This window comes from Buttiauxella agrestis (genome assembly GCF_900446255.1).
Taxonomy (GTDB): domain Bacteria; phylum Pseudomonadota; class Gammaproteobacteria; order Enterobacterales; family Enterobacteriaceae; genus Buttiauxella; species Buttiauxella agrestis.
In genome coordinates this window covers 4,578,391-4,603,264 of record NZ_UIGI01000001.1, presented here as the reverse complement: position 1 = coordinate 4,603,264, position 24,874 = coordinate 4,578,391, and the positions used below count along the sequence as shown (strand labels likewise).

21 protein-coding genes are annotated in these 24,874 nt (G+C 51.1%); 7 read left to right on the top strand and 14 right to left on the bottom strand.

The annotated features are described in order from the left end of the window. Nucleotides 1-167: 167 nt before the first annotated feature. On the top strand, nucleotides 168-1,814 hold the full coding sequence (locus DY231_RS21760) for a Na+/H+ antiporter (RefSeq protein WP_115631510.1): 1,647 nt from the start codon (nucleotides 168-170) through the stop codon (nucleotides 1,812-1,814). Nucleotides 1,815-1,880: 66 nt separating this feature from the next. Here the strand turns inward: DY231_RS21760 and DY231_RS21755 are convergent, their stop codons facing one another. Continuing rightward, nucleotides 1,881-2,780, bottom strand: coding sequence for a LysR family transcriptional regulator (locus DY231_RS21755; RefSeq protein ID WP_115631509.1), 900 nt, complete (start codon nucleotides 2,778-2,780; stop codon nucleotides 1,881-1,883). Nucleotides 2,781-3,079: 299 nt separating this feature from the next. Here DY231_RS21755 and DY231_RS21750 point away from each other — a divergent pair, with 299 nt between their 5' ends. The 5 genes from DY231_RS21750 (at nucleotide 3,080) to DY231_RS21730 (ending at nucleotide 8,006) form a co-directional block, all read left to right on the top strand. Next, entirely contained in the window at nucleotides 3,080-4,225 is a 1,146-nt protein-coding gene (locus tag DY231_RS21750; protein ID WP_115631925.1) for a polysaccharide export protein, read from the top strand. Further along, nucleotides 4,226-4,660, top strand: coding sequence for an arsenate reductase/protein-tyrosine-phosphatase family protein (locus tag DY231_RS21745; RefSeq protein ID WP_115631508.1), 435 nt, complete (start codon nucleotides 4,226-4,228; stop codon nucleotides 4,658-4,660). 19 nt (nucleotides 4,661-4,679) lie between these two features. Continuing rightward, entirely contained in the window at nucleotides 4,680-6,818 is a 2,139-nt protein-coding gene (locus DY231_RS21740; RefSeq protein WP_172588721.1) for a polysaccharide biosynthesis tyrosine autokinase, read from the top strand. 80 nt (nucleotides 6,819-6,898) lie between these two features. Next, on the top strand, nucleotides 6,899-7,324 hold the full coding sequence (locus DY231_RS21735; protein WP_115631506.1) for a CidA/LrgA family protein: 426 nt from the start codon (nucleotides 6,899-6,901) through the stop codon (nucleotides 7,322-7,324). Continuing rightward, nucleotides 7,317-8,006 (top strand): LrgB family protein, encoded by a 690-nt coding sequence (locus DY231_RS21730; RefSeq protein ID WP_115631924.1) that lies wholly within the window; start codon nucleotides 7,317-7,319, stop codon nucleotides 8,004-8,006. Before DY231_RS21735 ends, DY231_RS21730 begins: the two co-directional genes overlap by 8 nt. Here the strand turns inward: DY231_RS21730 and DY231_RS21725 are convergent, their stop codons facing one another. The 5 genes from DY231_RS21725 to fdhF form a co-directional block, all read right to left on the bottom strand. Next, complete coding sequence (locus DY231_RS21725) at nucleotides 8,007-9,299, bottom strand: Gfo/Idh/MocA family protein (RefSeq protein WP_115631505.1); 1,293 nt, start codon at nucleotides 9,297-9,299, stop codon at nucleotides 8,007-8,009. A gap of 134 nt (nucleotides 9,300-9,433) precedes the next feature. Beyond that, nucleotides 9,434-11,092 carry a cation/acetate symporter ActP gene (actP, locus tag DY231_RS21720; protein ID WP_115631504.1) on the bottom strand — a complete coding sequence of 553 codons (1,659 nt, stop codon included), beginning with the start codon at nucleotides 11,090-11,092 and terminating at the stop codon, nucleotides 9,434-9,436. Then, on the bottom strand, nucleotides 11,089-11,403 hold the full coding sequence (locus DY231_RS21715) for a DUF485 domain-containing protein (protein ID WP_115631503.1): 315 nt from the start codon (nucleotides 11,401-11,403) through the stop codon (nucleotides 11,089-11,091). The genes actP and DY231_RS21715 overlap by 4 nt, the downstream gene beginning before the upstream one ends. A gap of 167 nt (nucleotides 11,404-11,570) precedes the next feature. Further along, the gene (gene acs / locus DY231_RS21710) at nucleotides 11,571-13,529 is read right to left on the bottom strand and encodes an acetate--CoA ligase (protein WP_115631502.1); all 1,959 of its coding nucleotides are present in this window, start codon (nucleotides 13,527-13,529) and stop codon (nucleotides 11,571-11,573) included. A 208-nt stretch (nucleotides 13,530-13,737) separates the two neighbouring features. Next, nucleotides 13,738-15,885 carry a formate dehydrogenase subunit alpha gene (gene fdhF / locus DY231_RS21705; protein WP_115631501.1) on the bottom strand — a complete coding sequence of 716 codons (2,148 nt, stop codon included), beginning with the start codon at nucleotides 15,883-15,885 and terminating at the stop codon, nucleotides 13,738-13,740. Between the two features lie 271 nt (nucleotides 15,886-16,156). On the opposite strand from fdhF, the gene DY231_RS21700 reads away from it, so the two are divergent. Continuing rightward, nucleotides 16,157-16,891, top strand: a complete 735-nt coding sequence (locus DY231_RS21700) for a response regulator (protein ID WP_115631500.1) — start codon at nucleotides 16,157-16,159, stop codon at nucleotides 16,889-16,891. A 6-nt stretch (nucleotides 16,892-16,897) separates the two neighbouring features. Here the strand turns inward: DY231_RS21700 and DY231_RS21695 are convergent, their stop codons facing one another. The 8 genes from DY231_RS21695 to DY231_RS21650 form a co-directional block, all read right to left on the bottom strand. Next, nucleotides 16,898-17,905: a carbohydrate kinase family protein gene (locus tag DY231_RS21695; protein WP_115631499.1), complete on the bottom strand. Its 1,008-nt coding sequence runs from the start codon at nucleotides 17,903-17,905 to the stop codon at nucleotides 16,898-16,900. A 9-nt stretch (nucleotides 17,906-17,914) separates the two neighbouring features. Next, nucleotides 17,915-18,775 (bottom strand): ketose 1,6-bisphosphate aldolase, encoded by an 861-nt coding sequence (locus tag DY231_RS21690; protein ID WP_115631498.1) that lies wholly within the window; start codon nucleotides 18,773-18,775, stop codon nucleotides 17,915-17,917. Between the two features lie 36 nt (nucleotides 18,776-18,811). After that, nucleotides 18,812-19,495 (bottom strand): D-lyxose/D-mannose isomerase, encoded by a 684-nt coding sequence (locus DY231_RS21685; protein ID WP_115631497.1) that lies wholly within the window; start codon nucleotides 19,493-19,495, stop codon nucleotides 18,812-18,814. A gap of 104 nt (nucleotides 19,496-19,599) precedes the next feature. Continuing rightward, nucleotides 19,600-20,532, bottom strand: a complete 933-nt coding sequence (locus DY231_RS21675; RefSeq protein WP_115631495.1) for an ABC transporter substrate-binding protein — start codon at nucleotides 20,530-20,532, stop codon at nucleotides 19,600-19,602. Between the two features lie 72 nt (nucleotides 20,533-20,604). Continuing rightward, nucleotides 20,605-21,600 (bottom strand): ABC transporter permease subunit, encoded by a 996-nt coding sequence (locus DY231_RS21670; protein WP_115631494.1) that lies wholly within the window; start codon nucleotides 21,598-21,600, stop codon nucleotides 20,605-20,607. Next, on the bottom strand, nucleotides 21,593-23,116 hold the full coding sequence (locus tag DY231_RS21665) for a sugar ABC transporter ATP-binding protein (protein WP_115631493.1): 1,524 nt from the start codon (nucleotides 23,114-23,116) through the stop codon (nucleotides 21,593-21,595). The genes DY231_RS21670 and DY231_RS21665 overlap by 8 nt, the downstream gene beginning before the upstream one ends. A gap of 372 nt (nucleotides 23,117-23,488) precedes the next feature. After that, entirely contained in the window at nucleotides 23,489-24,181 is a 693-nt protein-coding gene (locus DY231_RS21655) for a hypothetical protein (protein ID WP_115631491.1), read from the bottom strand. 38 nt (nucleotides 24,182-24,219) lie between these two features. After that, nucleotides 24,220-24,699: an Hcp family type VI secretion system effector gene (locus DY231_RS21650; protein WP_115631490.1), complete on the bottom strand. Its 480-nt coding sequence runs from the start codon at nucleotides 24,697-24,699 to the stop codon at nucleotides 24,220-24,222. Nucleotides 24,700-24,874: the final 175 nt, after the last annotated feature.

Here is a 24,874-nt window from a genome sequence, read left to right as displayed (position 1 = left end):
CAAGACCGCAAGTCCCCAGGAGCATAGTGAACTATGTGACTGGGGCGCGCGGATGCAGTCAACGCACCTGCAACTTGAAGTATGACGGGGGTAAAAAGTTGTTTTACTATTGGGTATAACAACATCCTGCAAAAAGGGTTTCACAAAACACCGCGACTAAGGAAAGCATGGAAATCTTCTTTACTATTCTCATCATGACCCTTGTGGTTTCGCTCTCTGGTGTGGCTACACGCATGCTGCCGTTCCAGATCCCACTTCCGTTAATGCAAATTGCGATTGGAGCCTTGCTCGCCTGGCCGCACTTTGGATTACACGTCGATTTCAACCCGGAACTGTTCCTGGTGCTGTTTATTCCGCCGCTGCTATTTGCCGATGGCTGGAAAACGCCGACGCACGAATTTCTCAACCATGGGCGGGAAATTATCGGCCTGGCGTTGGTGCTGGTGCTGGTTACGGTGGTCGGCATTGGCTTCCTGATTTACTTCCTGGTGCCGGGCATTCCGCTCATTCCGGCGTTTGCACTGGCGGCGGTGCTCTCGCCGACCGATGCCGTGGCACTTTCCGGCATTGTCGGAGAAGGGCGCATACCGAAGAAAATCATGGGGATTTTGCAGGGCGAAGCGTTGATGAACGACGCATCCGGCCTGGTATCGCTGAAAATGGCGGTCGCGGTGGCGGTAGGCACGATGGTGTTTACCGTCGGTGGCGCGACCGTAGAGTTCTTAAAAGTGGCGATTGGCGGCCTGCTGGCGGGGATTGCCGTGAGCTGGCTGTATGGTAAATCACTGCGCCTGATGAGCCGCTGGAGCGGCGACGAACCGGCCACCCAAATCCTGCTGCTTCTGCTGTTGCCGTTTGCTTCTTATCTGATTGCCGAACACATCGGCGTTTCCGGTATCCTGGCCGCCGTTGCGGCGGGTATGACTATCACGCGTTCCGGCGTGTTGCGCAGCGCACCACTGGCGATGCGGCTGCGTGCGAACAGCGTCTGGGCAATGCTCGAATTCGTGTTCAACGGCATGGTTTTCCTGATGCTGGGCCTGCAATTTCCGGGCATTCTGAAAACCTCCGTCGCGGCGGCGAATGCCGACCCGAACGTTGAATTATGGATGCTGTTTGTTGATGTCGGGCTTATCTATTTCGCGCTGATTGGGGTACGTTTCTTATGGCTGTGGACCATGAAACGCATCAGCCTGCGCTTTATGAAAAAGCGTCCGCTGGAGTTCGGCAGCTACTCAACTCGCGAGCTTTGCATTGCGTCATTTGCCGGTGTGCGAGGGGCGATTACGCTTGCAGGTGTACTCTCAATTCCGCTGCTATTGGGCGACGGTACGCCTTTCCCGGCGCGTTATGAGCTTATCTTCCTCGCGGCGGGCGTGATTCTGTTCTCGTTATTTGTGGGCGTTATCATGCTGCCGATTTTATTACGTAACGTGGAAGTTCCCGATAAATCAATGGCACGCAAGGAAGAACGTATCGCCCGCGCCGCCACGGCAGAAGTCGCGATTACCGCCATTGAGAAAATGGAAGAGCGTCTGCAAGCCGATGTGAACGAAAACATCGACGATCAACTGCTAAAAGAGGTGAGTTCGCGGGTTATCGGGAATTTGCGTCGCCGGGCAGACGGGCGTAACGATGTGGAAAGCAGCGAGCTGGAAGAAAATCTTGAGCGACGCTTCCGCCTGGCGGCATTACGTTCCGAACGCGCCGAGCTGTACCATTTACGTGCCACGCAGAAAATCAGCAATGAAACGCTGATGAAACTGCTGCACGATCTCGATTTGCTCGAAGCGTTGCTGGTCGAGCAGCAATAAGCGGCGGGTGGCGCTGCGCTTACCCCGCCCTACGGTGTGTGTTTTGTAGGGTGGATAAGCGAAGCGTCATCCACCATTGTCACTCACTACCGGCCAAAACTCCTTACAGCACGCAATCCACGCCTGCGCACTTTGCGACATATAAACCCCTTCGCGCCAAATCATCGCCAGTTGCCAGGTTAAATCGCTATTTAACGGCAGCCACATCAGCGTGTTTTTATCCAGCTTCTGGCAAATCGTTTCCGGCAAAATGGCAATCCCCACGCCTGCCTGCACCATCGCAGCGAGGAAATCCCATTGCCCGCTGCGCACCGCAATGCGCGGCGTAAAGCCGTGCTCGTGGAACAGCTGAATGAGCTGGCGGCTCAGGGCGAAATCTTCGTTATAAATCAGCAATGGATGTGCGGCGAGTTCAATTGGGTCGATACTTTCGCGCTTCATCCACGGGCCGGAACGCGGAACCAGAACGCACAGTGGATTGTGCAGCAGAGGGAGCGAGGAGAACGTGTGCTCGTCATCAACCGGAAGTGCGGTCATGGCTAAATCCAGCTCGCCGTTGAGCACGGCTTGTTGCACCGTTAAGCCGCCAAATTCGGAAATCTTCAGCTCGACACCGGGGTAGCGCTGGCGATAGAGGCTAATCGGCCCGGCCATCAGCATACCCACCATTGGCGGAATACCGAGGCGCAGCACGCCTTTATTCAGATGGTTAATATCGCCAAGTTCGGCTTCTAGCTGACGAAACTCCGCCAAAATCGCCAAACCGCGCTGATATACCACTTCGCCGGTATCCGTCATCAAGAGCTTGCGGCCATCGCGGATCAGCAGCGTACAACCCAGTTCATCTTCGAGATTGCGTAGCATCTTGCTGATGGTTGGCTGAGTCACGAACATCTTCTGGGCAGCGCGGGTAAAACTTTGCTGGCGAACCACTTCAACAAAATAACGCAGCGTCCGGATGTCCATAACTATTCCTGTTGATTATGTATTCTGTAATGTTAATTCATTTTTTGTATTTTTTGCAGAGTAATATGAAAAATAAAAACCTCACTTTTTCTTAATTTAGTACAACGATCGCTATCATCACAAGGATGTTAGTAGTTCTTAATAAAACGTTAATTTTCACGAAGTTGACAACCTGGGCTTTATGGATATTATTCGGTTTTTAATCCGCATGTATTTATTCATTTAGGCATCAAGAAAGTCGGTTTTTATTAAAATGACAGTTCATTTGTTACTGTCGTACTACTTTTGTTTTTGTGAGCATGATGAAAAAAATAATATTTTCAAAAATAATAAACCTGTCACTGGTTATTTTTATTGGCGGTTGCACCGTGGTGCCGGGTACTCATCTGAATGTTTCCAATAAAAATATTGTTAACGATAAGAATAGCCCAGTAGATGTGAATGAACTGGTCGACATTTATCCGATTTCACCAAAGATTATCGCTTCGCTGTTGGTTCCCAGCGTTACGGCGCAAGCCAATCCTTCCCTTGAAGCACTATTACAAGAATACCATTACCGAATTGGCGTGGGCGATATACTGATGGTGACAGTTTGGGATCACCCTGAACTCACAACCCCGGCCGGGCAATATCGTAGTGCGAGCGATACTGGGAATTGGGTGCAAGCTAATGGCACTATATTTTATCCCTATGCGGGAAAGGTTCATGTTGCGGGAAAAACACTAGAGGATGTACGCACAATACTAACGGAAAAACTCGCACCATGGATTGAATCCCCGCAGGTTGATGTAAGCGTGGCAGATTTCCGCTCTCAAAAGGCTTACATCACTGGGGAAGTCGCAAATTCAGGGCAGCAAGCGATAACCAATGTCCCTCTCACGATTGTTGACGCTCTCAATAAAGCCGGAGGATTGACAGAGTTTGCTGACTGGAATCATGCGGTATTAAGTCGGGCAGGCAAAAAAGAAATTATTTCTTTAAAAGCATTACTTAAATCCGGCGACCTGACACAAAATCGGTTACTTCTCGCAGGTGATATTTTTTATGTACCCCGCAATGATGAATTGAAAGTTTTTGTGATGGGTGAAGTCAATAAACAAACCATGCTGAAAATGGATAGCAGTGGTATGACTCTCGCGGAAGCCCTGGGTCGGGCGGAAGGTGTGAATCAAATAACTTCTGATGCGACGGGTATTTTCATCATCCGCGCCCTGCGTGATAAACAATCTGACAATAAAATAGCAAAGATTTATCAACTGAATGCTTCAGACGCTAGCGCTCTGGTTATGGGCGCGGCCTTTCAACTCGAACCTTACGACATTGTCTATGTTACCAGCGCACCCATTGCTCGCTGGAATCGCGTGATCAGCCAGCTAATTCCGACTATCAGCGGAATTAAAGATATTACAGAAACAACGCGTTTCATTCGCGGCTGGAATGAATAAGTGATCACGTCAATTTTGGTTATCTGCATGGGAAACCTTTGCCGTTCGCCCGTCGCCGAGCGGTTACTTTGCAGCTTTCTGCCGCATATCACGGTGCATTCTGTGGGATTAATCGCCTCACCAGGAATGCCAGCAGATAGCACGATGGCGGAACTTGCCAGGGAAAATGGTATTGCGCTTGCTGATCATTGCTCGCAAAAATTTACTCTTGAACAGGGGCTTGAGCATGATCTCATTCTTGTCATGGAAAAAAAACAAGCTCGCATTATTTCTCAACAATATCCGCAACTCAGCGGTAAATGCCATCTATTCACTTACTGGAATGGCCGGGAAGATATTCCTGATCCTTATAAAAAAAGCCAGGAATACTATCGATTTGTTTATCAACGACTGGTTGCTGCTGCAAATACATGGACTCAAGCCTTACAAGATTAAATAGATGGAACGACAACCTATGAAAACAAATGAACATTTTCCCGCGCAGCTGAATGGCACGGAAGAAATAGACCTGGTAGATATTTTATTAACACTTTTCGCGCATAAGTATAAAATAATTATTACGACACTACTCTGCGCGCTCCTTGCTTTTTTATATAGCGTGAATATAGAACCACTCTATACCGCAAGTGTATTAGTCCAACTGGAAAAAAATACGCAAAATAATCTTATTAGTAAATTGATGGACCCATTGATTGATGAATCGACTTCCTCGGCAACCGAAATAGGCATCCTCACCTCTCGCCGGGTACTTAACCAAACCATCGATAAACTTGGGTTGCAGATTGATGTTCGGGAAAAGAAGTTTCCTTTTATTGGTCAATGGCTTTCAGCGTTTACAAAAGAATCCCCGCATGACATTTCAGTATCGAGTTTCAATGTACCCACTGAAAACGAAGACAAACCATGGACTCTCACGGTATTAGGCCCTGACCGCTATCAGATTGATACTGGTGAATCAGGCGTCGTATCAGGAAAGACTCACCAAACTCTGAAGCAAAACGGTTTTACTCTAAATGTTGCCGCATTGAATGCGCCAGAGGGGACTAAGTTTATCCTCACTAAATACTCAAGATATGCTGTGACACAGGCGTTGCTTAAACGCCTTACCGCCGTGGAGCTTAATAAAGACAGTCGATTGCTCAATGTTTCATTCTCTGGGCCAGATAAACAAAAAATCATCGCTATCCTCAATAGTATCAGCCTGAATTTCATGGAGGATAACCGGCAGCGAAAGGCGGAAGAGGCATCCAAAAAACTTGATTTTGTTAACAGCCTTCTCCCCGGTGTGCAGGAAAAACTGAATCAGGCTGACAGGCAGTTGCATAATTTTAAAGAAGAAAATGGTTCTATTGATTTGCCTATGGAAGTGAAGGCGGCACTGGACTCATCCGTCGCTATTCAGTCACAGCAAAATGAGTTGCAACTGGCGAAGGTTGAACTTTCGAAAAAATATACCTCCAACCATCCGGTTTATCGTGCTCTGCTGGAAAAAGAGGCATTACTCAATCAAGACAAAAATGCGCTCTCGCAGGTCATTGCGGCCATGCCAAAAAAACAGCAGGAGATTTTGAGTATTAAAAGGGATATAGAAGCCGGGCAGGAAATTTATATGCAGTTGCTGTCCAAACAGCATGAATTAGGTATAACCCGTGCCAGCACTGTTGCCAGCATCAGAATTATTGATGAAGCCGTTAGCAATCCCATTCCCACGGGTAGCAATAAGGGGCTTAATGTCGTTTTAGGTGCGCTTCTGGGGGGCATACTGTCCTGCGGTTATTGCCTGGCGCTTCATGTGTTCCGTCGCACGCTTGAAGATGTAGACATGATTGAACGCCACGGCGTAGATGTGTTGGCTTCCATTCCTGTTAGCGAATACTCACAACGTAAGCGGCGCCATAAGCTCACTTCTGGAAAGACCAGCCAGGATATCTGGCTTGCGCAGGAACATCCGGAGGATCTGGCTATTGAATCCCTTCGCAGCTTACGAACGTCTATTTTTATTGCACTCAAACAGGCGGGAAAGAACAGTCTTCTTATTTCTGGTGCCACCCCAGGTGCGGGGAAAACATTTATTAGCAGTAACCTGGCGGCGATTATGGCCGACACCGGAAAATCAATTTTATTAATTGATGCCGATTTACGGCTCGGCAAATTGCATGAATTGCTTGGGGTCCGGGAAAAAGAAGGGGTGAGTGACATTTTGCAAGGCTCATTGATGTTCGAGAAGGCAATCCAGCCTACGGCTCGAGCGGGGCTGGACATCCTCTCCCGTGGCAGCGTGTCTGGTCAATCTTCCGAGCTTTTAGGGAGCGACCTTTTTGCTCAACTGCTGCAATGGGCGCAGCTCCAGTATGACTATGTGATAGTTGATACCCCTCCGATTCTGGCAATAACCGATGCTGCGATAGTTGCTGAACACGTTGGTTTTGTATTGCTTGTGCTGCGCTATAAAACGAATAGCGTGAAAGAGTTGAGCAACGTAATCCACCGCTTCAAAAAGTGTGGTATTGAGCTGGACCGGGCAGTATTCAACGGTGTGCAAAACGGTGAGTCTTCAGCTTATAAATACTCCAGGTATTCCACATCACTATAGTAACAATGCTTTTTATTCATTATTTTTGGCGTAACAGCGCCTCTATAATGCACCTCTATCGTGTTACGGAGTAAAAACTGATGGCTGTGGCGTTACGTAGTTTTACGCCTGTTCTTTTTCGCCGCATTCAGGTGCCGGTACAAGTTGCGCTATATGTAGGGTTATTTATTTTCGCCCAGCAGCTGGTTGACTGGTGGCACTTGCCGCTGCCTGCAAACCTGGTCGGAATGCTGCTGTTACTGGCGCTGATTGTTTGCCGCGTGGTGCCACTAAAATGGGTGCGAGCCGGTTCCCGCTGGTTACTGGCAGAGATGCTGCTGTTCTTCGTGCCTGCCGTGGTTGCGGTGGTGAATTACGCCGAATTACTGATGGTCGATGGCTGGCGTATCTTCCTGGTTATCGCCATTAGTACCTTGCTGGTACTGAGCACCACCGCCCTGGTGGTGGAAAAAGTCTACCGTTACGAACTGGCGCGTATTGCCCGCAGGCAGGCAAGTGGTGAGTAATTTTCAGTTAAGCATTCTCTGTCTGGTCGTCACGCTCGGCCTGTATTTTGCCAATAAAAAACTCTATCGCCGCTTTCGCAAATTACCGTTAATGCCGCTGGTGTTAACGCCACTTCTGCTGGTGGTGATACTGATATTTGGCCATATCTCTTATCAAAATTATATGGGCGAAGCGCACTGGCTGCTGTGGTTACTTGGCCCAGCGACCATCGCCTTTGCGGTGCCGGTGTATGACAACCTGAATGTGATTAAACGCCACTGGATGTCACTCTCCGCAGGGGTTATGACGGCGACGGTGGTGGCAGTCACCAGCTCGGTTTGGTTAGCACGTTTGTTTACCTTGTCCGATGAAATTCAGCGCAGCCTGGCGGTGCGTTCTATTACCACGCCATTTGCGCTCGCAGCGGCCAAACCGCTCGGCGGGCAACCTGAGCTGGTGGCGTTATTTGTCGTCGTGACAGGGGTATTTGGCATGGCGGTGGGCGATGTGCTGTTCTTGCGCCTCGCTATCCGTGAAGGAATGGCGAAAGGCGCGGGTTTTGGTGCCGCTTCGCACGGTGCAGGCACTGCACGATCCTACGAGCTTGGCCCGCAGGAAGGTGTGGTCGCCAGTCTGGTGATGATGTTTTCCGGCGTAGTCATGGTGTTGATTGCACCATTGGTGGGTTGGCTCATGTTTTGATTACTTTTTTAACCGCGACACCAGTTCAAACTCCTTAAACTGCACCGGGCGTTGCTGCTGCATCGAAATATTCCCGGCGATTCCGGTCAGAATCGACATCGCTCCGGCGCGGTGATCGGCGGCTCGCTTCAGCGGGTCGTTGCCCGGCTCGCCAAATAAATCAGCCAGCATTGCGTTATCGCCTCCGCCATGGCCGCCTGCACCCATATTGAAATCGGCTTTATATGGTGCGGCAAACATCGGGAACACGGTGATATCGCAGCTTTCCAGGCTACCTTCGTTTTCGCGGTCGCCACCGGCATTCACGTACGACATTTCCACCAGTTTCATTTCAAGCCGCCCACGGCTCCCATTGAACACCACATTCAGCCCTTCCCACGGCAAATACGCATTCAGCGAGTAAGTCATCTGCACCTGGTTTTGGTATTTCACCAGCACCGATAGCGTATCTTCGATAGTGATGCCGTCGCTAAAAACGCTCTGATCGCGGTAATAGTTATCTTCGTGTTCCGCATCCAGATACAGCGCTTTGAGCTGCTCGTTGTCTTCCATATGCAGCGCGAACGGGTCGTCTTTTGCGGCGGCATAACCGTGAGCGCGTGGGTAAAACTGCGAGACCCCTCGCTTTTCGGCATTCTCTTTGCCATAAAAACGCAGCCCACCTTCCGCATACACGCGTTCCGGATAACTGCCCAGCCAGAAGTTCATCAGGTCGAAATGGTGGGTGGATTTATGCACCAGCAGGCCGCCGCTGTTGCGTTTCTCGCGGTGCCAGCGACGGAAATAATCCGCGCCGTGCTCGGTATTGAGCAACCATTCGAAATGCACTGAAAACACCTCGCCAATGGTGTCGTTCATCAGCAATTCACGGATTTTGCTGTGATGTGGCGCGTAACGATAATTAAAGGCGACACGCACCTGACGACCCGTTTCTTCGATGGCATCGAGAATGCGCAGCGCACGCTTTTCATCAATGGTCATCGGTTTTTCGGTAATCACATCGCAACCAGCATGCAGCGCCCGCACAATGTACTCGTCGTGCGTGCGGTCCATGGTGGTGACGATGACAATATCCGGGCGCGTTTCATGAATCATGGTGTCGAAATCTGCCGCTTTCCAGGTTGATGCCGGAGCGGCACCCGCCTGACTCAAAAGCGTATTGGCATAATTCATTCGCGTCTGGTTGGTGTCGCAAAAAGCGACCAGTTGGGCGTTATCTTTCCATTGACCGCTAATCGCTTCGATATATAACCCGGCACGTCCGCCGGTTCCTACCAGGGCATACTTTTTCATCCATTCCTCGCCAGTTATTAAATAAAACATTGTTTCATTTATGAGCTACTGTAGCCCTCTGGAGCGGGATTGAAATGCTGGAAAGGCGAAAATGTGATCCCCGGCTCGAACGAACCGGGGAGAGTTAATGCTAATTAATGCGCACGACCTTGTTCAATGCCGATCCCGGTCTGGGAACGGATGAACTGAGCACGGAATTTCTCACGTTCGAGATTGCCTTCCGGGCTGTTATCCGTCGCAGAGAACACCCAGATACCGACGAACGCCACCAGAATCGAGAACAGCGCCGGGTATTCGTACGGGAAGATTGCCGTTGCGTGGCCCAGCACCTGCACCCAAACCGTTGGGCCGAGGATCATCAGCAGCACCGCCGTAATCAGGCCCAGCCAGCCGCCGATCATCGCGCCACGCGTGGTCAGTTTCGACCAGTACATGGAGAGCAGAATGATCGGGAAGTTACAGCTCGCCGCAATCGAGAACGCCAGGCCGACCATGAAGGCGATGTTCTGTTTCTCGAACAAAATACCCAGCAAGATAGCCACCACGCCCAGCACCAGAACGGTGATTTTGGACACTCTCAGCTCGTCACGTTCAGAAGCCCCTTTGCGGAACACGTTGGCGTAAAGGTCGTGCGAAACCGCAGACGCGCCCGCCAGCGTTAAACCGGCAACCACCGCAAGGATGGTGGCGAAGGCAACCGCCGAGATAAAGCCTAAGAACAAGCTGCCGCCAACCGCATCCGCGAGGTGAACCGCCGCCATGTTGTTGCCGCCAATCAACGCCCCTGCGGCGTCTTTAAAGGCTGGGTTTGCACCGACCAACATGATGGCACCAAAGCCGATGATAAAGGTCAGGATGTAGAAATAACCCATGAAACCGGTAGCGTAGAGCACGCTTTTACGCGCTTCGCGAGCATCGCTGACCGTGAAGAAACGCATTAGAATGTGCGGCAAGCCCGCCGTACCAAACATCAATCCTAACCCCAACGACAGGGCGGATATCGGGTCTTTTACCAATCCGCCAGGGCTCATGATCGCCACCCCTTTCGGATGCACGGCAATCGCTTCGGCGAACAAATTGTTGAAGCTAAAACCGACGTGTTTCATCACCATAAAGGCCATGAAACTTGCGCCGAACAGCAGCAATACGGCTTTGATGATTTGCACCCAGGTGGTGGCTAACATGCCGCCGAACAGGACGTACATCACCATCAACACGCCGACCAGCACTACCGCGACATGGTAGTTCAGGCCAAACAGCAGCTCGATAAGTTTGCCTGCGCCAACCATCTGAGCAATCAGATACAGGGCGACAACCACCAGAGAACCGCAGGCCGAAAGAATACGGATTGGCCCCTGTTTTAAGCGATAAGAGGCGACGTCGGCAAAGGTGTATTTGCCGAGGTTTCGTAAGCGTTCGGCAATCAGGAACAGGATAATTGGCCAGCCGACCAGGAAGCCCAGGGAGTAAATCAGGCCGTCATAGCCGGAGGTAAATACCAGCGCTGAAATGCCGAGGAACGATGCGGCAGACATATAGTCGCCCGCAATCGCCAGGCCATTCTGGAAGCCGGTAATATTGCCGCCCGCAGTGTAATAATCGCTACGGGTACGGGTGCGTTTCGACGCCCAATAAGTGATGCCCAGGGTGAATGCGACAAACACGATAAACATGATAATCGCCTGCCAGTTGGTCGGCTGGCGTTGCACAGCCCCCGTAATGGCATCCGCGGCAAACGCAGAGGCTGGCAGGCTTAACAGCGGTGCGGCAGCAAGGCCGAGAAGACGTTTCATGATACCTTCACCTCGCGAACCACTGCATTATTCAGACGGTCAAATTCACCGTTCGCCCGCCAGACGTAGACGGCCGTCAGGAAGAATGAAATCAGAATCACGCCGACACCAATCGGAATGCCGCGTGTGACGGTGGTGCCTTCGTGCAAAGGTGTACCCAACCAGCCGGGGGCAAAGGCAATCAGCAGGATAAAACTGACATAAATCACCAGCATGATGATGGACAAAATGGTGGCAAACCGTTGCCGTTTAGCGACTAACTCCCTGAAATGCGCACTGTCTTCTATCCGTTGATAAATGGATTCATTCATCACACAGTCTCCACAGGTATGGTTGATTTTTTATAATTCCCTCATACCGGCTGAAACGGCGTAGGGGGGATAAGCGAAGCATCATCCACCTTAAAAACGGTGGCGGATGACGTTGCACTTATCCGCCCTACAACAGAAAGTGAGAGGGCAGAGCATATCAAGAATGATTACGAAGGCATGGTAATAGATTGTTTTTCTTCCAGTAACTTCTCAACAACGCCCGGATCGGCAAGCGTTGAAGTATCACCAAAGTTACTGGTATCCCCGGCGGCAATTTTGCGCAAAATGCGACGCATAATTTTGCCGGAGCGGGTTTTTGGTAGTGAATCTGTCCAGTGCAAAATATCCGGCGTGGCAAGCGGGCCAATCTCTTTACGCACCCAGTTGCGCACTTCGGTATACAGCTCAGGCGTTGGCTCTTCGCCGTGATTGAGCGTCACGTACGCGTAAATCGCCTGGCCTTTAATGTTATGCGGAATGCCGACCACAGCCGCCTCGGCGACTTTCGGGTGCGACACCAGTGCCGACTCGATTTCTGCGGTACCCAGACGGTGGCCGGACACGTTCAGCACGTCATCCACACGCCCGGTAATCCAGTAGTAACCGTCTTCGTCACGGCGTGCGCCGTCACCGCTGAAATACATATTTTTGAAGGTCGAGAAATAGGTCTGCTCGAAACGTTCGTGGTCGCCAAACAGCGTGCGCGCCTGGCCCGGCCATGAATCGGTGATCACCAGATTACCTTCGGTCGCCCCTTGTTGCGGGTTGCCTTCGTTATCCACCAGTGCAGGCTGCACGCCGAAGAACGGACGCGTGGCGGAACCGGCTTTCAGCTCGGTCGCGCCTGGAATGGGGGTGATCATGAAACCACCGGTTTCGGTCTGCCACCAGGTGTCCACCACCGGGCATTTCTCGTTACCGATTTTCTTCCAGTACCATTCCCATGCTTCCGGGTTGATAGGCTCGCCAACCGAACCCAGAATACGCAGCGACGAACGGTCGGTGTTTTCAACGGCTTTATCACCTTCGGCCATCAGCGCACGAATCGCGGTTGGCGCGGTGTAGAGAATATTCACCTTATGCTTATCAACAACTTGCGCCATGCGGTTTGGTGCAGGCCAGTTTGGCACGCCCTCGAACATCAGGGTGATCGCGCCACACGCCAGCGGGCCGTAGAGCAGGTAGCTGTGTCCTGTGACCCAGCCCACATCGGCGGTGCACCAGTACACGTCGCCCGGATGGTAATCGAAGACATATTTAAAGGTGGTTGCGGCATAAACCAGATACCCGCCGGTGGTGTGCAGCACGCCTTTTGGCTTGCCGGTTGAACCGGAGGTGTAAAGGATGAACAGTGGATCTTCGGCGTTCACTTCGACGGGCTGGTGATGAGCGCTGGCTTTCTCAACCAGTTCGTTCCACCACAGGTCACGGCCTTCGTGCCATTCGATATTAGCGCCGGTACGTTTAAGCACGACAACGTGTTCGACAGTTTTAACGCCAGGGTTTTTGAGCGCGTCATCGACGTTTTTCTTCAGCGGAATGGAGCGCCCGGCACGAATGCCTTCGTCGGCGGTAATCACCAGTTTAGAGCTGGAGTCGATGATGCGCCCGGCAACGGCTTCCGGTGAGAAGCCACCGAATATCACAGAATGCACCGCGCCAATGCGTGCGCAGGCCAGCATCGCCACGGCGGCTTCCGGCACCATCGGCATATAAATCGCCACCACATCGCCTTTCTTGATGCCCAGTTCCACCAGAGTATTGGCGAAACGGCACACTTCACGATGCAGTTCACGGTAGGTAATGGTTTTGCTCTGAGTGGCGTCGTCGCCTTCCCAGATGATGGCGGTTTGATCGCCGCGTTCTTTCAGGTGTCGGTCCAGGCAGTTGGCGGCGAGATTCAGCGTGCCGTCTTCATACCACTTGATAGAGACGTTTCCAGGGGCGAAAGAGGTGTTTTTCACCTTCTGGTAAGGCTTGATCCAATCGAGGATCTTCCCTTGTTCGCCCCAAAATGCGTCTGGATCATGTACCGAATGTTGGTACATGGATTGGTATTGCTCCGGGTTTATCAGGCAGTTGTCCGCAATATTTGCGGGAATGGCGTGTTTATGTATTTGGCTCATGCTTTTTTTCTCCTTTTAGGATGTTAATAATATGTCACATAAACGTTAATCGCAGAGTGCCTGGGAAGCTTTGTTTATTATTTGGGCGACAGATCACGCATTAATTAAATGGTTGAAAATTTAATCAATACATCCTGTGAGGCGAGGGGCAAAAGGCAAAAAAAAGAGCTGCCAATTGGCAGCTCTCGGGCGTGTTTCCTGGGGATTATTAACCCGCCGCGCTTTCGCGCAAACTGGCTTTTAACTTGCTGTATTCGTCAATCACATACTGCTCGGCAGCTTTCTGATCGGCGATGGGTTCGACGCGCACGGCGCAGTATTTATACTCCGGCGTTTTGGTAATCGGGCTGAGGTTTTCAGTCACCAGCTCGTTACACGCGCCAATCCACCACTGATACGTCATGTAAACGGCACCCTTATTAGGACGCTCGCTCACATTCGCACGCGTGATAACACGGCCTTTGCGTGAATTGACCCACACCAGCGCTTCATCTTCGATACCCAAACGTGCGGCATCGTCGATGTGGATTTGCGCATAGCCTGGTTCATCCGCCAGAGCTGCCAGTGCCGCACAGTTGCCGGTCATCGAACGGCAAGAGTAGTGGCCAACTTCACGCACCGTGGAAAGCACCATCGGGTACTCTTCGGTGACTTTGTCGATTGGCGGCGCCCAGTCGCAGGTAAAGAACTCGCCCAGACCGTTTGCACGGTCGAACTTACCGTCGTACAAGAACGACGTACCCTGGTCGCTTTCAGCAACATCGCGGCAAGGCCACTGGATATAACCCAGCTCGCCCATTTTCTCGTAAGTGGCACCGTAGAAGTCAGGGCACAGACCACGCAACTCATCCCAAATTTCCTGGGTGTTGTTGTAGTGCATCGGGTAGCCCATACGGGTGGCGATTTCACTGATAATCTGCCAGTCCGTTTTCAGGTCCCACTTCGGTTCTACCGCTTTAAAGAAGCGCTGGAAACCACGGTCAGCGGCGGTATAAACGCCTTCATGTTCGCCCCACGAAGTGGACGGCAAAATCACATCGGCGGCAGCCGCGGTTTTGGTCATGAAGATGTCTTGTACAATCACCAGCTCGAGCTCTTCAAACGCTTTGCGAACCGCTGAAAGCTCCGCATCCGTTTGAAGGGGATCTTCGCCCATGATGTACGCCGCATACACTTCGCCATGCGCCACACGGTGCGGCAGCTCGCTGATGCGGTAGCCAGTGTGAGCAGGCAGCGATGGCACGCCCCACGCTTTCGCAAACTTCTCGCGGCTGAAATCATCTTTAACGTACTGATAGCCAGGATAGGTATCCGGCAGCGCGCCCATATCGCAGGCACCCTGAACGTTGTTTTGACCACGAACCGGGTTAACACCGACGTTCGGTTTACCCAGGTTGCCAGTCATCAGCGCCAGACTTGTCAGCGAGCGAACGGTTTCCACGCCCTGATAGAACTGGGTCACGCCCATGCCCCACAGAATCGTGGCGGTTTTCGCCTTCGCATACATACGTGCTGCACCGCGAATTTCCGCTGCCGTCACGCCGGTAATTTCTTCAACAGATTCAGGCGTGTAGCCCGACACAATTTTGCGATACTCGTCGAAACCTTCGGTACGTTCGGCCACGAATGACTGGTCGTACAGGTTTTCTTCGATAATCACATGCCCAATTGCGTTAAGCAGGGCGATGTTAGAACCATTTCTTAACTGCAAATGCATATCAGCGATGCGCGCGGTTTCAATTTTGCGCGGATCGACAACAATGATTTGCGCCCCTTTTTGCTTCGCGCGAATCACGCGGTTAGCAACGATAGGGTGTGAATCTGCCGGGTTATACCCGAACACAAACACTAAATCGGTATCCTCAATCTCGACGATTGAGTTGCTCATAGCGCCGTTACCGACCGATTGGTGCAGACCTGCAACCGATGGGCCGTGTCAGACGCGTGCGCAGCAATCGACGTTATTGGTACCAATAACGGCGCGCGCAAATTTCTGCATTACATAGTTAGTTTCGTTGCCTGTCCCACGGGAAGAACCGGTGGTCATGATGGCATCGGAGCCGTGTTTCGCTTTGATTTCACTCAGACGGGTGCTGACGTAGTTCAGCGCTTCATCCCAGGAAACGTTTTCGAGTTTGCCGCCTTTCTGGCGACGAATCATCGGAGATTTCAGGCGTGGAGTGAGGATTTTAGTATCGTTAATAAAATCCCAGCCGTAGTAACCCTTCAGGCATAAATCGCCCTGGTTAGTTTTACCCTGAGCCGCTTCCGCCTTGACGACTTTGCCGTTATCGACCACGAGGTTGATTTTGCAACCCGAGGCACAATAGGGGCAAACCGTGACGACTTTTTTCATCAGTGTTGCTCCAGTCAATATTACTTACCTTGCCGCTTTCTATGCATTATCTATGCCACATAGAAAGAGTGGGAATTACAGGCATCTTACGGTGATAAAAGCAGCAAAACCCTGACGAAAAACAGGACATCGTCAAAAGTGACGTGTCGACCCACTCCCGGTTTGTGACACTGGTTGAAAATTCGGCACGGCCTGTTGGGATTTATGCGGTACTCCATCAACAATCACTCACACTTATAATTTCTCAATGCATCCATCGCGGAGTACAACCATGAAACCTGCAATTTTGCTGGTGGATGACGATCTGGCAATCTGTGACGTACTGCGAGACGTGCTGAACGAACACGTTTTTGAGGTGCGGGTTTGCCATACAGGAAACGATGCGCTGACAGCCATCGCGCAGTTTCCAGAAATTGCGCTGGTGCTGCTGGACATGATTTTGCCGGATATTAATGGACTGCTGGTGCTGCAACAGATTCAGCGCCAGCGGCCAGATTTGCCGGTGGTGATGCTCACTGGATTAGGTAGCGAATCTGACGTGGTGGTCGGCCTTGAAATGGGCGCTGATGACTACATCGGCAAACCGTTTAATCCGCGTGTGGTGGTGGCGAGAGTTAAAGCGGTGCTCCGGCGTTCCGGCGCATTAGCGGTAGAAACGACGACAACCAAAACCAGCGGCGTGCATTTCAACGGCTGGCGGCTGGATACCGGGCGTTGCCAGCTATTCAATGGTGCACATGAACAAGTTGATCTCACCCAGGGCGAATACGGGCTGCTGCTGGCCCTGGTGCAAAATGCCCGCAAAGTGTTATCGCGTGAGAGATTACTGGAACTGACCCACAGCGAAAGCCTTGAAGTCTTCGACAGAACGATAGATGTGCTGATTATGCGCCTGCGTAAAAAAATAGAACCGAACCCACATCAGCCCGCATTAATAAGAACCATACGCGGTGTGGGATATGTATTTTCGGCTGATGTTATTCAGGCGGAAAATAATGCGGCGTAATAAATATCAATTCTGCTCGCTAATAAAACTCTGTAATTCCGTTAATGTTTTTGCGCCATCTATCGCATTTGCACATAAAAGATTGGATCGCGCGCAGGCGTGGGCTAATTTCAGGCTGTCAGCCAGCGACCATTTTTCATGGCAGCCATATAATATTCCGGCACAAAATGCGTCACCTGCGCCGACGCTGCCGATAATTTCATTCCGGGCGAGTATAAACGACGGCACCCACATGCCTTCTTTTCCACGTTCAACGCCCCATGCCCCTTCCGGGCAATGAATCACGACTCTTTGCTTCACACCCGATTCCAGCAGCAACGTTGCTGCTTGTGCAATATTTTCGATGTGCGGCGCTCCGTTGGTGTGACGAATTTCCAGCCCGCTAAATTCACCGGCTTCCAGCTCGTTTATCACCAGATAATCGAGCCAACGCAGGGCTGGGAGCACCATCGGGCGGTAGCGCGGATCTCCCTGGCGCGAGACTAAATCCAGCGAGGTTTCATAGCCTTGCTGCGCCATCATCGCCAGTAATCTGGCGCTGCGCGTGCCGTATTCCGCATCCTCCATATCGAGGCTATCGAGCAGTAATAAATAACCCAAATGGAAGATTTTGAACGACGATTCAAGACGGTCAAAAGCGGGTAAATCAAGCAGGCGATTCGCACCTGGCGAGTGGAAAAACGTGCGCTGCCCGTCAGGGTCGGTCATCACTTGCGACATCGACGTTGGCGCAAAGGTGGTGCGGTGCACATGCTGGCGATTCACATGATACTGATCGAGCATGGCCATAATGTAATCGCCGTCGTGGTCGTCACCGACTAAACCCACGGCCTGGAGAGGCAGGCCGACATGCATTTTTGCCAGCGTCAGCAGAACGTTAAGCGGAGCGCCGCCGGTGGAGCGTTCGCTGTGGACAATTTCCGCGAGCCAACCGCGCTGCGGCCACTGCACAATTTGATGCACATGGTCGACTAACATGTTTCCGGCGGCAATAATCCCGCTGCGCTCATTCATAACCTCTCCTTACGCTTTACCCGAACTGCCAAAAATCTGCATCTGTTGTGCGACGACATCCGTAATCGCCTCTTCTATACCCAGCAGCAACTCCGCGAATTCGTCATAAATGGCGTGACGCTGATTCATTCGCTGCTCGACGGCACCGAGTGCTGCCTGCGACATCCCGGTGTAGAAATTAATCTTGTGAATGCCGAGCGTTATCGCCTTCCTGAAATCTTCATCACTGATGCCGGAGCCACCATGCAACACCAGCGGAAGGCCGGTTTGTTGGGCAATTGCGGCAAGTCTGTCGAAATCGAGTTTCGGCTCGCCTTTGTATTTGCCATGCGCATTGCCAATCGCGACGGCCAGCGTGTCGATGCCGGTTCTGTCGACAAAATCACGCGCGATTTTGGGGTCGGTAAACTTGTTGCTGTCGGCTTCGCCATACAGCGCACCGCCTTCGTCACCGCCGACGGCACCCAGCTCCGCTTCAACCGAAACACCCACCGCGTGGCACATTTTCACCACTTCACGCGTCTGGCGAACATTCTCCTCATATTCAAGTGTAGAACCATCGAACATGACTGAGCTAAAACCGAGGCGTAAAGCGCGAACGACCGCCTCAAAATGCAGGCCGTGATCGAGATTGAGCACCACCGGAATATCGTGGCGCACCGCTTCGAACTTGACGGCTTCAACCAGCGAATCTAGCGAGACATACTTAAAATGCACTTCGGCGATATTGATGATAAACGGCGAGTTTTCCTGCTTTGCCGCAGCAAAAAGGGCGCGCAGAAAATGGCTGTCGAGCACGTTAAAAGCCCCTAACGCATAGCCATTTTCCCGCGCGTGTTTCAGCCCATCAGCGAGCGATATCAAAGCCATAATAGTTTCCCCTGGTGTTGGAAAAATTGTTGGAAATTAAAGGGTCTGGCGATATTCGTTGCACAGCAATTGCCGCGCGGGTTCGTCTTCAACAATGGCGTTAAAGCGCTCAAGCGGCTTGAGGAAACGGTTGTCACGGTCATCGTCATTCACCATCGACACTTCCCCAACCAGTACATCGCCATAACCCGACTCGCCCCAGAAACTGTGGTAAATACCCGGCACCAGGCAAATGCTTTCCCCTGGTGAGAGGCGCAACTGGCTGCCCGCCGCGTGCGTCTGGCGACAACCATCAATCACCACGGTGACGTCGCTGTCTTCGGTCTGCTCGAACTGATCGGCATTCCACAATTCGACAATCAAATTGCCGCCGCCGCGATTGATAATGTCCTCGCGTTTGCGCCAGTGAAAATGCATCGGCGTGATTTGCCCGTCGCGAACATGCATGATTTTTTCGGCATAACATTTGGCATACGGTGTGCCATCGGGTGAACCGTTACGCAGCGTGAAAAGCGTCAGGCCCTGAGTGAAAAAATCATTGCCACCGAATGCGGTAACATCCCACCCGAGTTTTAAATCAAACACTTCTTGCCAGATTTGCTTATCAACCTGCTGCCATTTTGCCAGGTCGAATGACGCAAAAGGGGGCAAATGGACATCGTGCTGCATAAAGAAATGGCGCGTTTGAGAGAGGATCTGATTAACTTCGGAGCGTTTCATTTTGTCTCCTTTCAACAACCCTCACCCTGGCCCTCTCCCTGAGGGAGAGGGAACAGGTCGGTCTTCCCCCTCTCCTTTGGGAGAGGGTTGGGGTGAGGGGAAAACTATTTCACCGTCCAGCCCTTATACGTGCCGATATTGTTTTTATCGATCATCGTCACCGGGATCAGCACCGGCTCTTTAGGCGCTGGTTTGCCTTGCAGAATGTCGTAACCAATCTCCACCGCTTTCGCCGCCATCACTTGCGGGTCTTGCGCAGGCGTTGCGACAAACAGCGTATTTCCACCGCGTTTCAGCGCTTCTTCCGCATCCGGGCTTCCATCCACGCCGACGATAAAGAATTCTTTACGTTGGGCTTGTTTCGCCGCCAGATCGGCACCGATCGCGGTCGGATCGTTGATAGCAAACACGCCGTCGATCTTCGGATTGGCCGCCAGTAAAGAGGTCATCACTTCAAGTCCTCCTTCACGACTGCCTTTGGCGTTCTGGTTAGAAGAAAGAATCTTAATGCCCGGGTGTTTTTTAAATTCGGTTTCACAACCTTCAACACGGTTTTGCACCGCAGAAACCGGCGGCCCGTTGATGATCACCACGTTGCCTTTTTCTTTCAGGCGATCCGCAATGTATTTACAGGCCATCTCGCCCGCCTGGGTGTTGTTCGAGGTGATCGTTGCATCGGCACCTTCCGCCGCCACGTCCACCGCAACCACCACGATCCCGGCATCTTTCGCTCGTTTCACCGCCGGACCGATCCCTTTAGAGTCCGCAGCGTTCAGAATTATCATGTCGACTTTGGCAGCGATAAAATTATCAATTTGAGAAACTTGCTGGCCGAGATCGTAGCCGCTGGAAACCAGCGTCACTTTCACGTTGTCTCCCGCCAGTTTTCGGGCTTCAAGTTCCGCACCTTTGGTTATCTGTACGAAGAACGGGTTGGCGAGATCGCCCACCGTCACCCCGATGGATTTCAGTTCTTTTGCCTGAACAAAAGGCACAGCGGCAATCATGAGTGCAGCAGCGAGTAGCTTTAAACGCATGGTGAAATCTCCTGTCTGGTTTTGTCGGATGACGCTCACGCTTATCCGACCTACGACTATTGTTGTGTTGTGTTATGCACTTTGATGATGACGGGTACGGTATTTGTCGATCAGCACCGCAATGATGATCACCGCACCCTTGATCACCAGTTGCCAGAAATACGAAACGCCCATCAGCGTCATGCCATTGTTGAGCGTGGCGATAATCAGCGCCCCGACCAGCGTGCCGGTAATCGTGCCGATACCGCCGACAAAACTGGTGCCGCCAAGAATGACCGCAGCGATAGCATCCAGCTCATAACCGGTACCGAGATTGCCGTTGGCGCTGTACAGCCGCGAGGCGCTCATCACGCCGCCGAGGCCCGAGAGCAGCCCGCTCATGCCATACACGAACAGCAGCACCAGCCAGACTTTGATCCCGGTCAGGCGTGCGGCCTGCATATTGCCGCCAACCGCATAAATATGAACGCCGAGCGTGGTGCGTCGCAGAATGAACCAGCAGACCACAATCACCGCCAGTGCAATGACGACCAGCCACGGAATCGGCCCGAGATACGAGTTACCTATCCATTCAAAATTGATATTGGAATTAATCACCGTGGTGCCGTCGGCCAGCAAATACGCCGCCCCGCGCAGGGCGGTATAGGTGCCGAGCGTGACAATAAACGGCGGTAATCCGGCCCAGGCGACCAACATGCCGTTAAACAGCCCCAGCCCGGTGCCCATCATTAATGCGGCGGGGATCGACAGCGATTCCCAGCCCGGTAGCAGTGAAACCACCATCGCGGTCACTGCCGTGGTTCCCAGAATGGAGCCGACGGAAAGATCTATCCCGCCAGTCAAAATAATGAACGTCATCCCCGCGGCGAGCACGATATTGATCGACGACTGACGGGCGATATTCAGCAGATTAGATTCGGTAAAAAAGTTTGGCGTGATAAAGCCAAAAATGGCGACGATCAGGATCAGAATCGGCAAAATGCCGACGGTTTGCATCAGATCGCCAAACAGCGCTTTTTTCAGCGAGGCGGATTTAGCGACTTGCTGTGGCGTGGTTGGGCTAGCCATGGTGAACCCCCTTTTTATGGGCATCTTCAACGCCCGTTGCCAGCGTCATAATGTTCTCTTGCGTAATATCCGCGGCATGTAACTCCCCGGCGATACTGCCTTCTCGCATCACGTAAACCCGGTCGCTCATGCCGACGACCTCAGGCAATTCGCTTGAGATCATCAGGATCGCCACGCCCTGTTTTGCCATCTGACTCATGATCCGGTAGATCTCGCTTTTTGCGCCGACATCCACGCCGCGCGTTGGCTCATCAAGGATCAATATGCGTGGGCCGATCGCCACCCAGCGCGAGATCAAAAGTTTTTGCTGATTGCCGCCAGATAGCCCGCCAGCCCGCACTTGCGCGTGTGGCACGCGAATATTCAGCAAACTGATGGCATCGTCAGAAATGGTCTGAGCTTTCTTGCGATCCAGCCAGCCGTAATGGGCGTCACGCTCAAGGGTCGCCATGGTGATGTTGTCTTGCGCGGCGAGTTCGAGGAACAAACCCTGCTCTTTGCGGTTCTCGGTCAGGAAACCGATCCCGAGACTAATCGCTTCACGTGGTGAATGGATTTTGACGGGCTTACCGTCGATTTCGATGCTCCCTCCCGTCGATTTGCGCACGCCAAAAATCAGCTGTGCGAGTTCAGAACGCCCGGCTCCGACTAATCCGGCCAGCCCGACAATCTCGCCGGATTTGACCTGTAGGCTGACCGGCTGCACTTTTGCGCCGTCCGTCAGGTGGTGAACGTTCAGGCGCACACTGCCCAGCGGAATATCGCGCTCTTTATTAAACAGGTCACTGAGCGGGCGGCCCACCATCATGCGCACCAGTTCGTTCGCATTGAGGTTTTCACGCGTCAGACTGCCGACGTATTGCCCGTCGCGCAGCACGCTCACGCGGCCGGAAAGCTCGTACACTTCCGCCATGCGATGGCTGATATAGATAATCGCCATGCCTTCGTCGCGCAGCCGCATAATTAGCTCGAACAGGCGATGAGTTTCACGCGAGGAAAGGGCGGCGGTGGGCTCATCCATCACTAAAATGCGGCTGTTGCGGTGCAGCGCACGGGCGATCTCCACCTGCTGCTGTTCGGCTATCGTCAGGCGCGAAACCAAATCGCTGGCCTTAAACTGCGCACCGAGGCGGTCGATGACCGCTTGCGCCTGCATCACCATCTCTTTGCGCTTGACCAGACCACCGCGAGAAAGCTCGCTGCCGAGGAAAATATTCTCAGCCACCGTCAGATTCGGTGCCAGCTGCATCTCCTGATAAATCAGAGTGATGCCTGCGTTGAGCGCATCCTTCGGCCCTTTAATACTGTACGGCTGGCCGTTAATTAAAATCTCGCCGCTGGTGGCGGTATAGGCCCCGGCGAGAATCTTCATCAGCGTGCTTTTCCCGGCCCCGTTTTCCCCCATTAGCGCGTGAATTTCGCCGGGGAACACCGTTAAGTCGACACCTTTCAACGCATAAAACTTGCCAAATGATTTGGCAATGTTGCGCATCTCCAGAATGGGAACGCTACTCATGGCGCGACTCCTGCGGGTGAAGGTTCGATTGCTGCCAGTTGAACACGTCAAAGTAAATGCAAAATGTCAGAAGTCGTTCATATTTGTCATATATCCATCATTCTGTGAATTGCAGGTACATTGATTGCGACTCGGAGAATGACGGGTATATGAGTGAGGAATTTTGTGATAGAGGTTATTTTTCTATACGTTTCGCTATTTTCCAGACCGCGACGATGACAATGAAAATTGAAAGAAACGTTAATTTCCCCCAATGCTCAGGAAAATATCTGTAAAAAGCGCAGGACAAAATAATAATGATGGCTAGCGGGAAATATGAATACAATGTTTCGGTTTTTATCCAGTCAAAAATGAACTGTTTCATGAATTTTTTCATTTTGTAATATCTCTTAATATAGCGATAGCATCTCTTTCATTAAGGGTGGTATTGATAATTCCTATATTTCTTTGCAGTGCAGGCTCAAGGATGAAGTACAGCATTTCCAGATTGTTTCGGTAGAGAATGTGATAAAATACTGGGTTAAGTGTTTTCAATCGTCTCGCTGAAAGAGCTGCTTTTTGTATGTTACTATAGAAATCAAGTAACGTAAGAATAACATTGCTTACTTTACCAATCGCTACTCGAATTTTAGTGGTGAAGTTTATTGACTCTGAAATAGATTTCGCTATTAAATATGATAGCGCTGATTTAGTTGAAAACTTAGTTCTGTTTTTTGCCAAAAAACCTGTTACCTGAATGACAATTCTTTCCCTGGCAGAATCACTGAAGTTATCTAAAACATGTCCAGTATATAACTCAATCATATCAAATATGACATCTTTCCTTGTGAAGACTTCATTGATTGCGGCAATCATCCTTTTGTCTTCTTCTTTTAACTCCTGACATACATCCTGGTAATTATCAAAAAAGCAGGATGTGTACCAGCTCACCCTCTCTGCACCTGAATAGATGCTATTGAGCACTTCATGCCCATTTTTCCGAAACGATGTTAACCCTTCCTCTAGAGATAATGCTATTTTTCTTTCCGACTCCATATTCATTTTTAAATAATTAGAATTATTCATACCTATAGTCCATTAATAGAGTGATAATCTTGAATACGTTAAAAAACACGGTCCATCCACAAGCTATAAGAGCTTGTCCCGGCAGAACAATGCTCCCAGCTAATGGCTTCATAAACAAATGAGACGGTCTCTTCTGCGAGACCTTGACTATCATCGACAACATGCGGCACAGAAAGTCGTAAATCACAAATACGAGCCTCCGTAAGCTTAATGATGTAGTACAACTCATTAAGCCCAAAACGATTTGTCCGATAAAGAGGAAACTCACAATTTAATATTTCATTATCATTAATGGCTTTGCTTAATAATGGGGATGATTTATCAATAGGTTTTCTGATTGTAAGACACTGGTGATTCACATTATCAATACGTGTTAAACGATGGTTTAACTCATACACCATAATTTGATCAAGATGTGAGGTCTGAGCCTTGTTGCCGATTGAATCCAGCGACATACAACCAGAAGATATTAACCCCTGATTTTTTCCATTAAGTGTCAGATAAATTGAGTTTGCCATATTGCACCTTACTTTAGTGTAAATAATTAGTAATTTAATGGATGCTTATTTATTGGATATTGAATTTCGAATAAATAATTCTACCGATTTATTGAAGGAACTATTAAGGCTTCCATGCTTTATTGCTGTTACGCCACTTTGAGTGAGGAATACTAGACACTGGTTGGAGAATATG

Excerpts from the sequence above, each read along its gene's own strand:
- DY231_RS21650 (WP_115631490.1), bottom strand. The coding sequence starts at position 24,699 with ATGGCAAACTCAATTTATCTGACACTTAATGGAAAAAATCAGGGGTTA.
- DY231_RS21670 (WP_115631494.1), bottom strand. The coding sequence starts at position 21,600 with ATGGCTAGCCCAACCACGCCACAGCAAGTCGCTAAATCCGCCTCGCTG.
- DY231_RS21755 (WP_115631509.1), bottom strand. The coding sequence starts at position 2,780 with ATGGACATCCGGACGCTGCGTTATTTTGTTGAAGTGGTTCGCCAGCAA.
- DY231_RS21685 (WP_115631497.1), bottom strand. The coding sequence starts at position 19,495 with ATGAAACGCTCCGAAGTTAATCAGATCCTCTCTCAAACGCGCCATTTC.
- DY231_RS21760 (WP_115631510.1), top strand. The coding sequence starts at position 168 with ATGGAAATCTTCTTTACTATTCTCATCATGACCCTTGTGGTTTCGCTC.
- DY231_RS21675 (WP_115631495.1), bottom strand. The coding sequence starts at position 20,532 with ATGCGTTTAAAGCTACTCGCTGCTGCACTCATGATTGCCGCTGTGCCT.
- DY231_RS21695 (WP_115631499.1), bottom strand. The coding sequence starts at position 17,905 with ATGAATGAGCGCAGCGGGATTATTGCCGCCGGAAACATGTTAGTCGAC.
- DY231_RS21700 (WP_115631500.1), top strand. The coding sequence starts at position 16,157 with ATGAAACCTGCAATTTTGCTGGTGGATGACGATCTGGCAATCTGTGAC.
- acs (WP_115631502.1), bottom strand. The coding sequence starts at position 13,529 with ATGAGCCAAATACATAAACACGCCATTCCCGCAAATATTGCGGACAAC.
- DY231_RS21715 (WP_115631503.1), bottom strand. The coding sequence starts at position 11,403 with ATGAATGAATCCATTTATCAACGGATAGAAGACAGTGCGCATTTCAGG.
- DY231_RS21690 (WP_115631498.1), bottom strand. The coding sequence starts at position 18,775 with ATGGCTTTGATATCGCTCGCTGATGGGCTGAAACACGCGCGGGAAAAT.
- DY231_RS21750 (WP_115631925.1), top strand. The coding sequence starts at position 3,080 with ATGATGAAAAAAATAATATTTTCAAAAATAATAAACCTGTCACTGGTT.
- DY231_RS21735 (WP_115631506.1), top strand. The coding sequence starts at position 6,899 with ATGGCTGTGGCGTTACGTAGTTTTACGCCTGTTCTTTTTCGCCGCATT.
- DY231_RS21665 (WP_115631493.1), bottom strand. The coding sequence starts at position 23,116 with ATGAGTAGCGTTCCCATTCTGGAGATGCGCAACATTGCCAAATCATTT.
- DY231_RS21740 (WP_172588721.1), top strand. The coding sequence starts at position 4,680 with ATGAAAACAAATGAACATTTTCCCGCGCAGCTGAATGGCACGGAAGAA.
- DY231_RS21725 (WP_115631505.1), bottom strand. The coding sequence starts at position 9,299 with ATGAAAAAGTATGCCCTGGTAGGAACCGGCGGACGTGCCGGGTTATAT.
- actP (WP_115631504.1), bottom strand. The coding sequence starts at position 11,092 with ATGAAACGTCTTCTCGGCCTTGCTGCCGCACCGCTGTTAAGCCTGCCA.
- DY231_RS21655 (WP_115631491.1), bottom strand. The coding sequence starts at position 24,181 with ATGAATAATTCTAATTATTTAAAAATGAATATGGAGTCGGAAAGAAAA.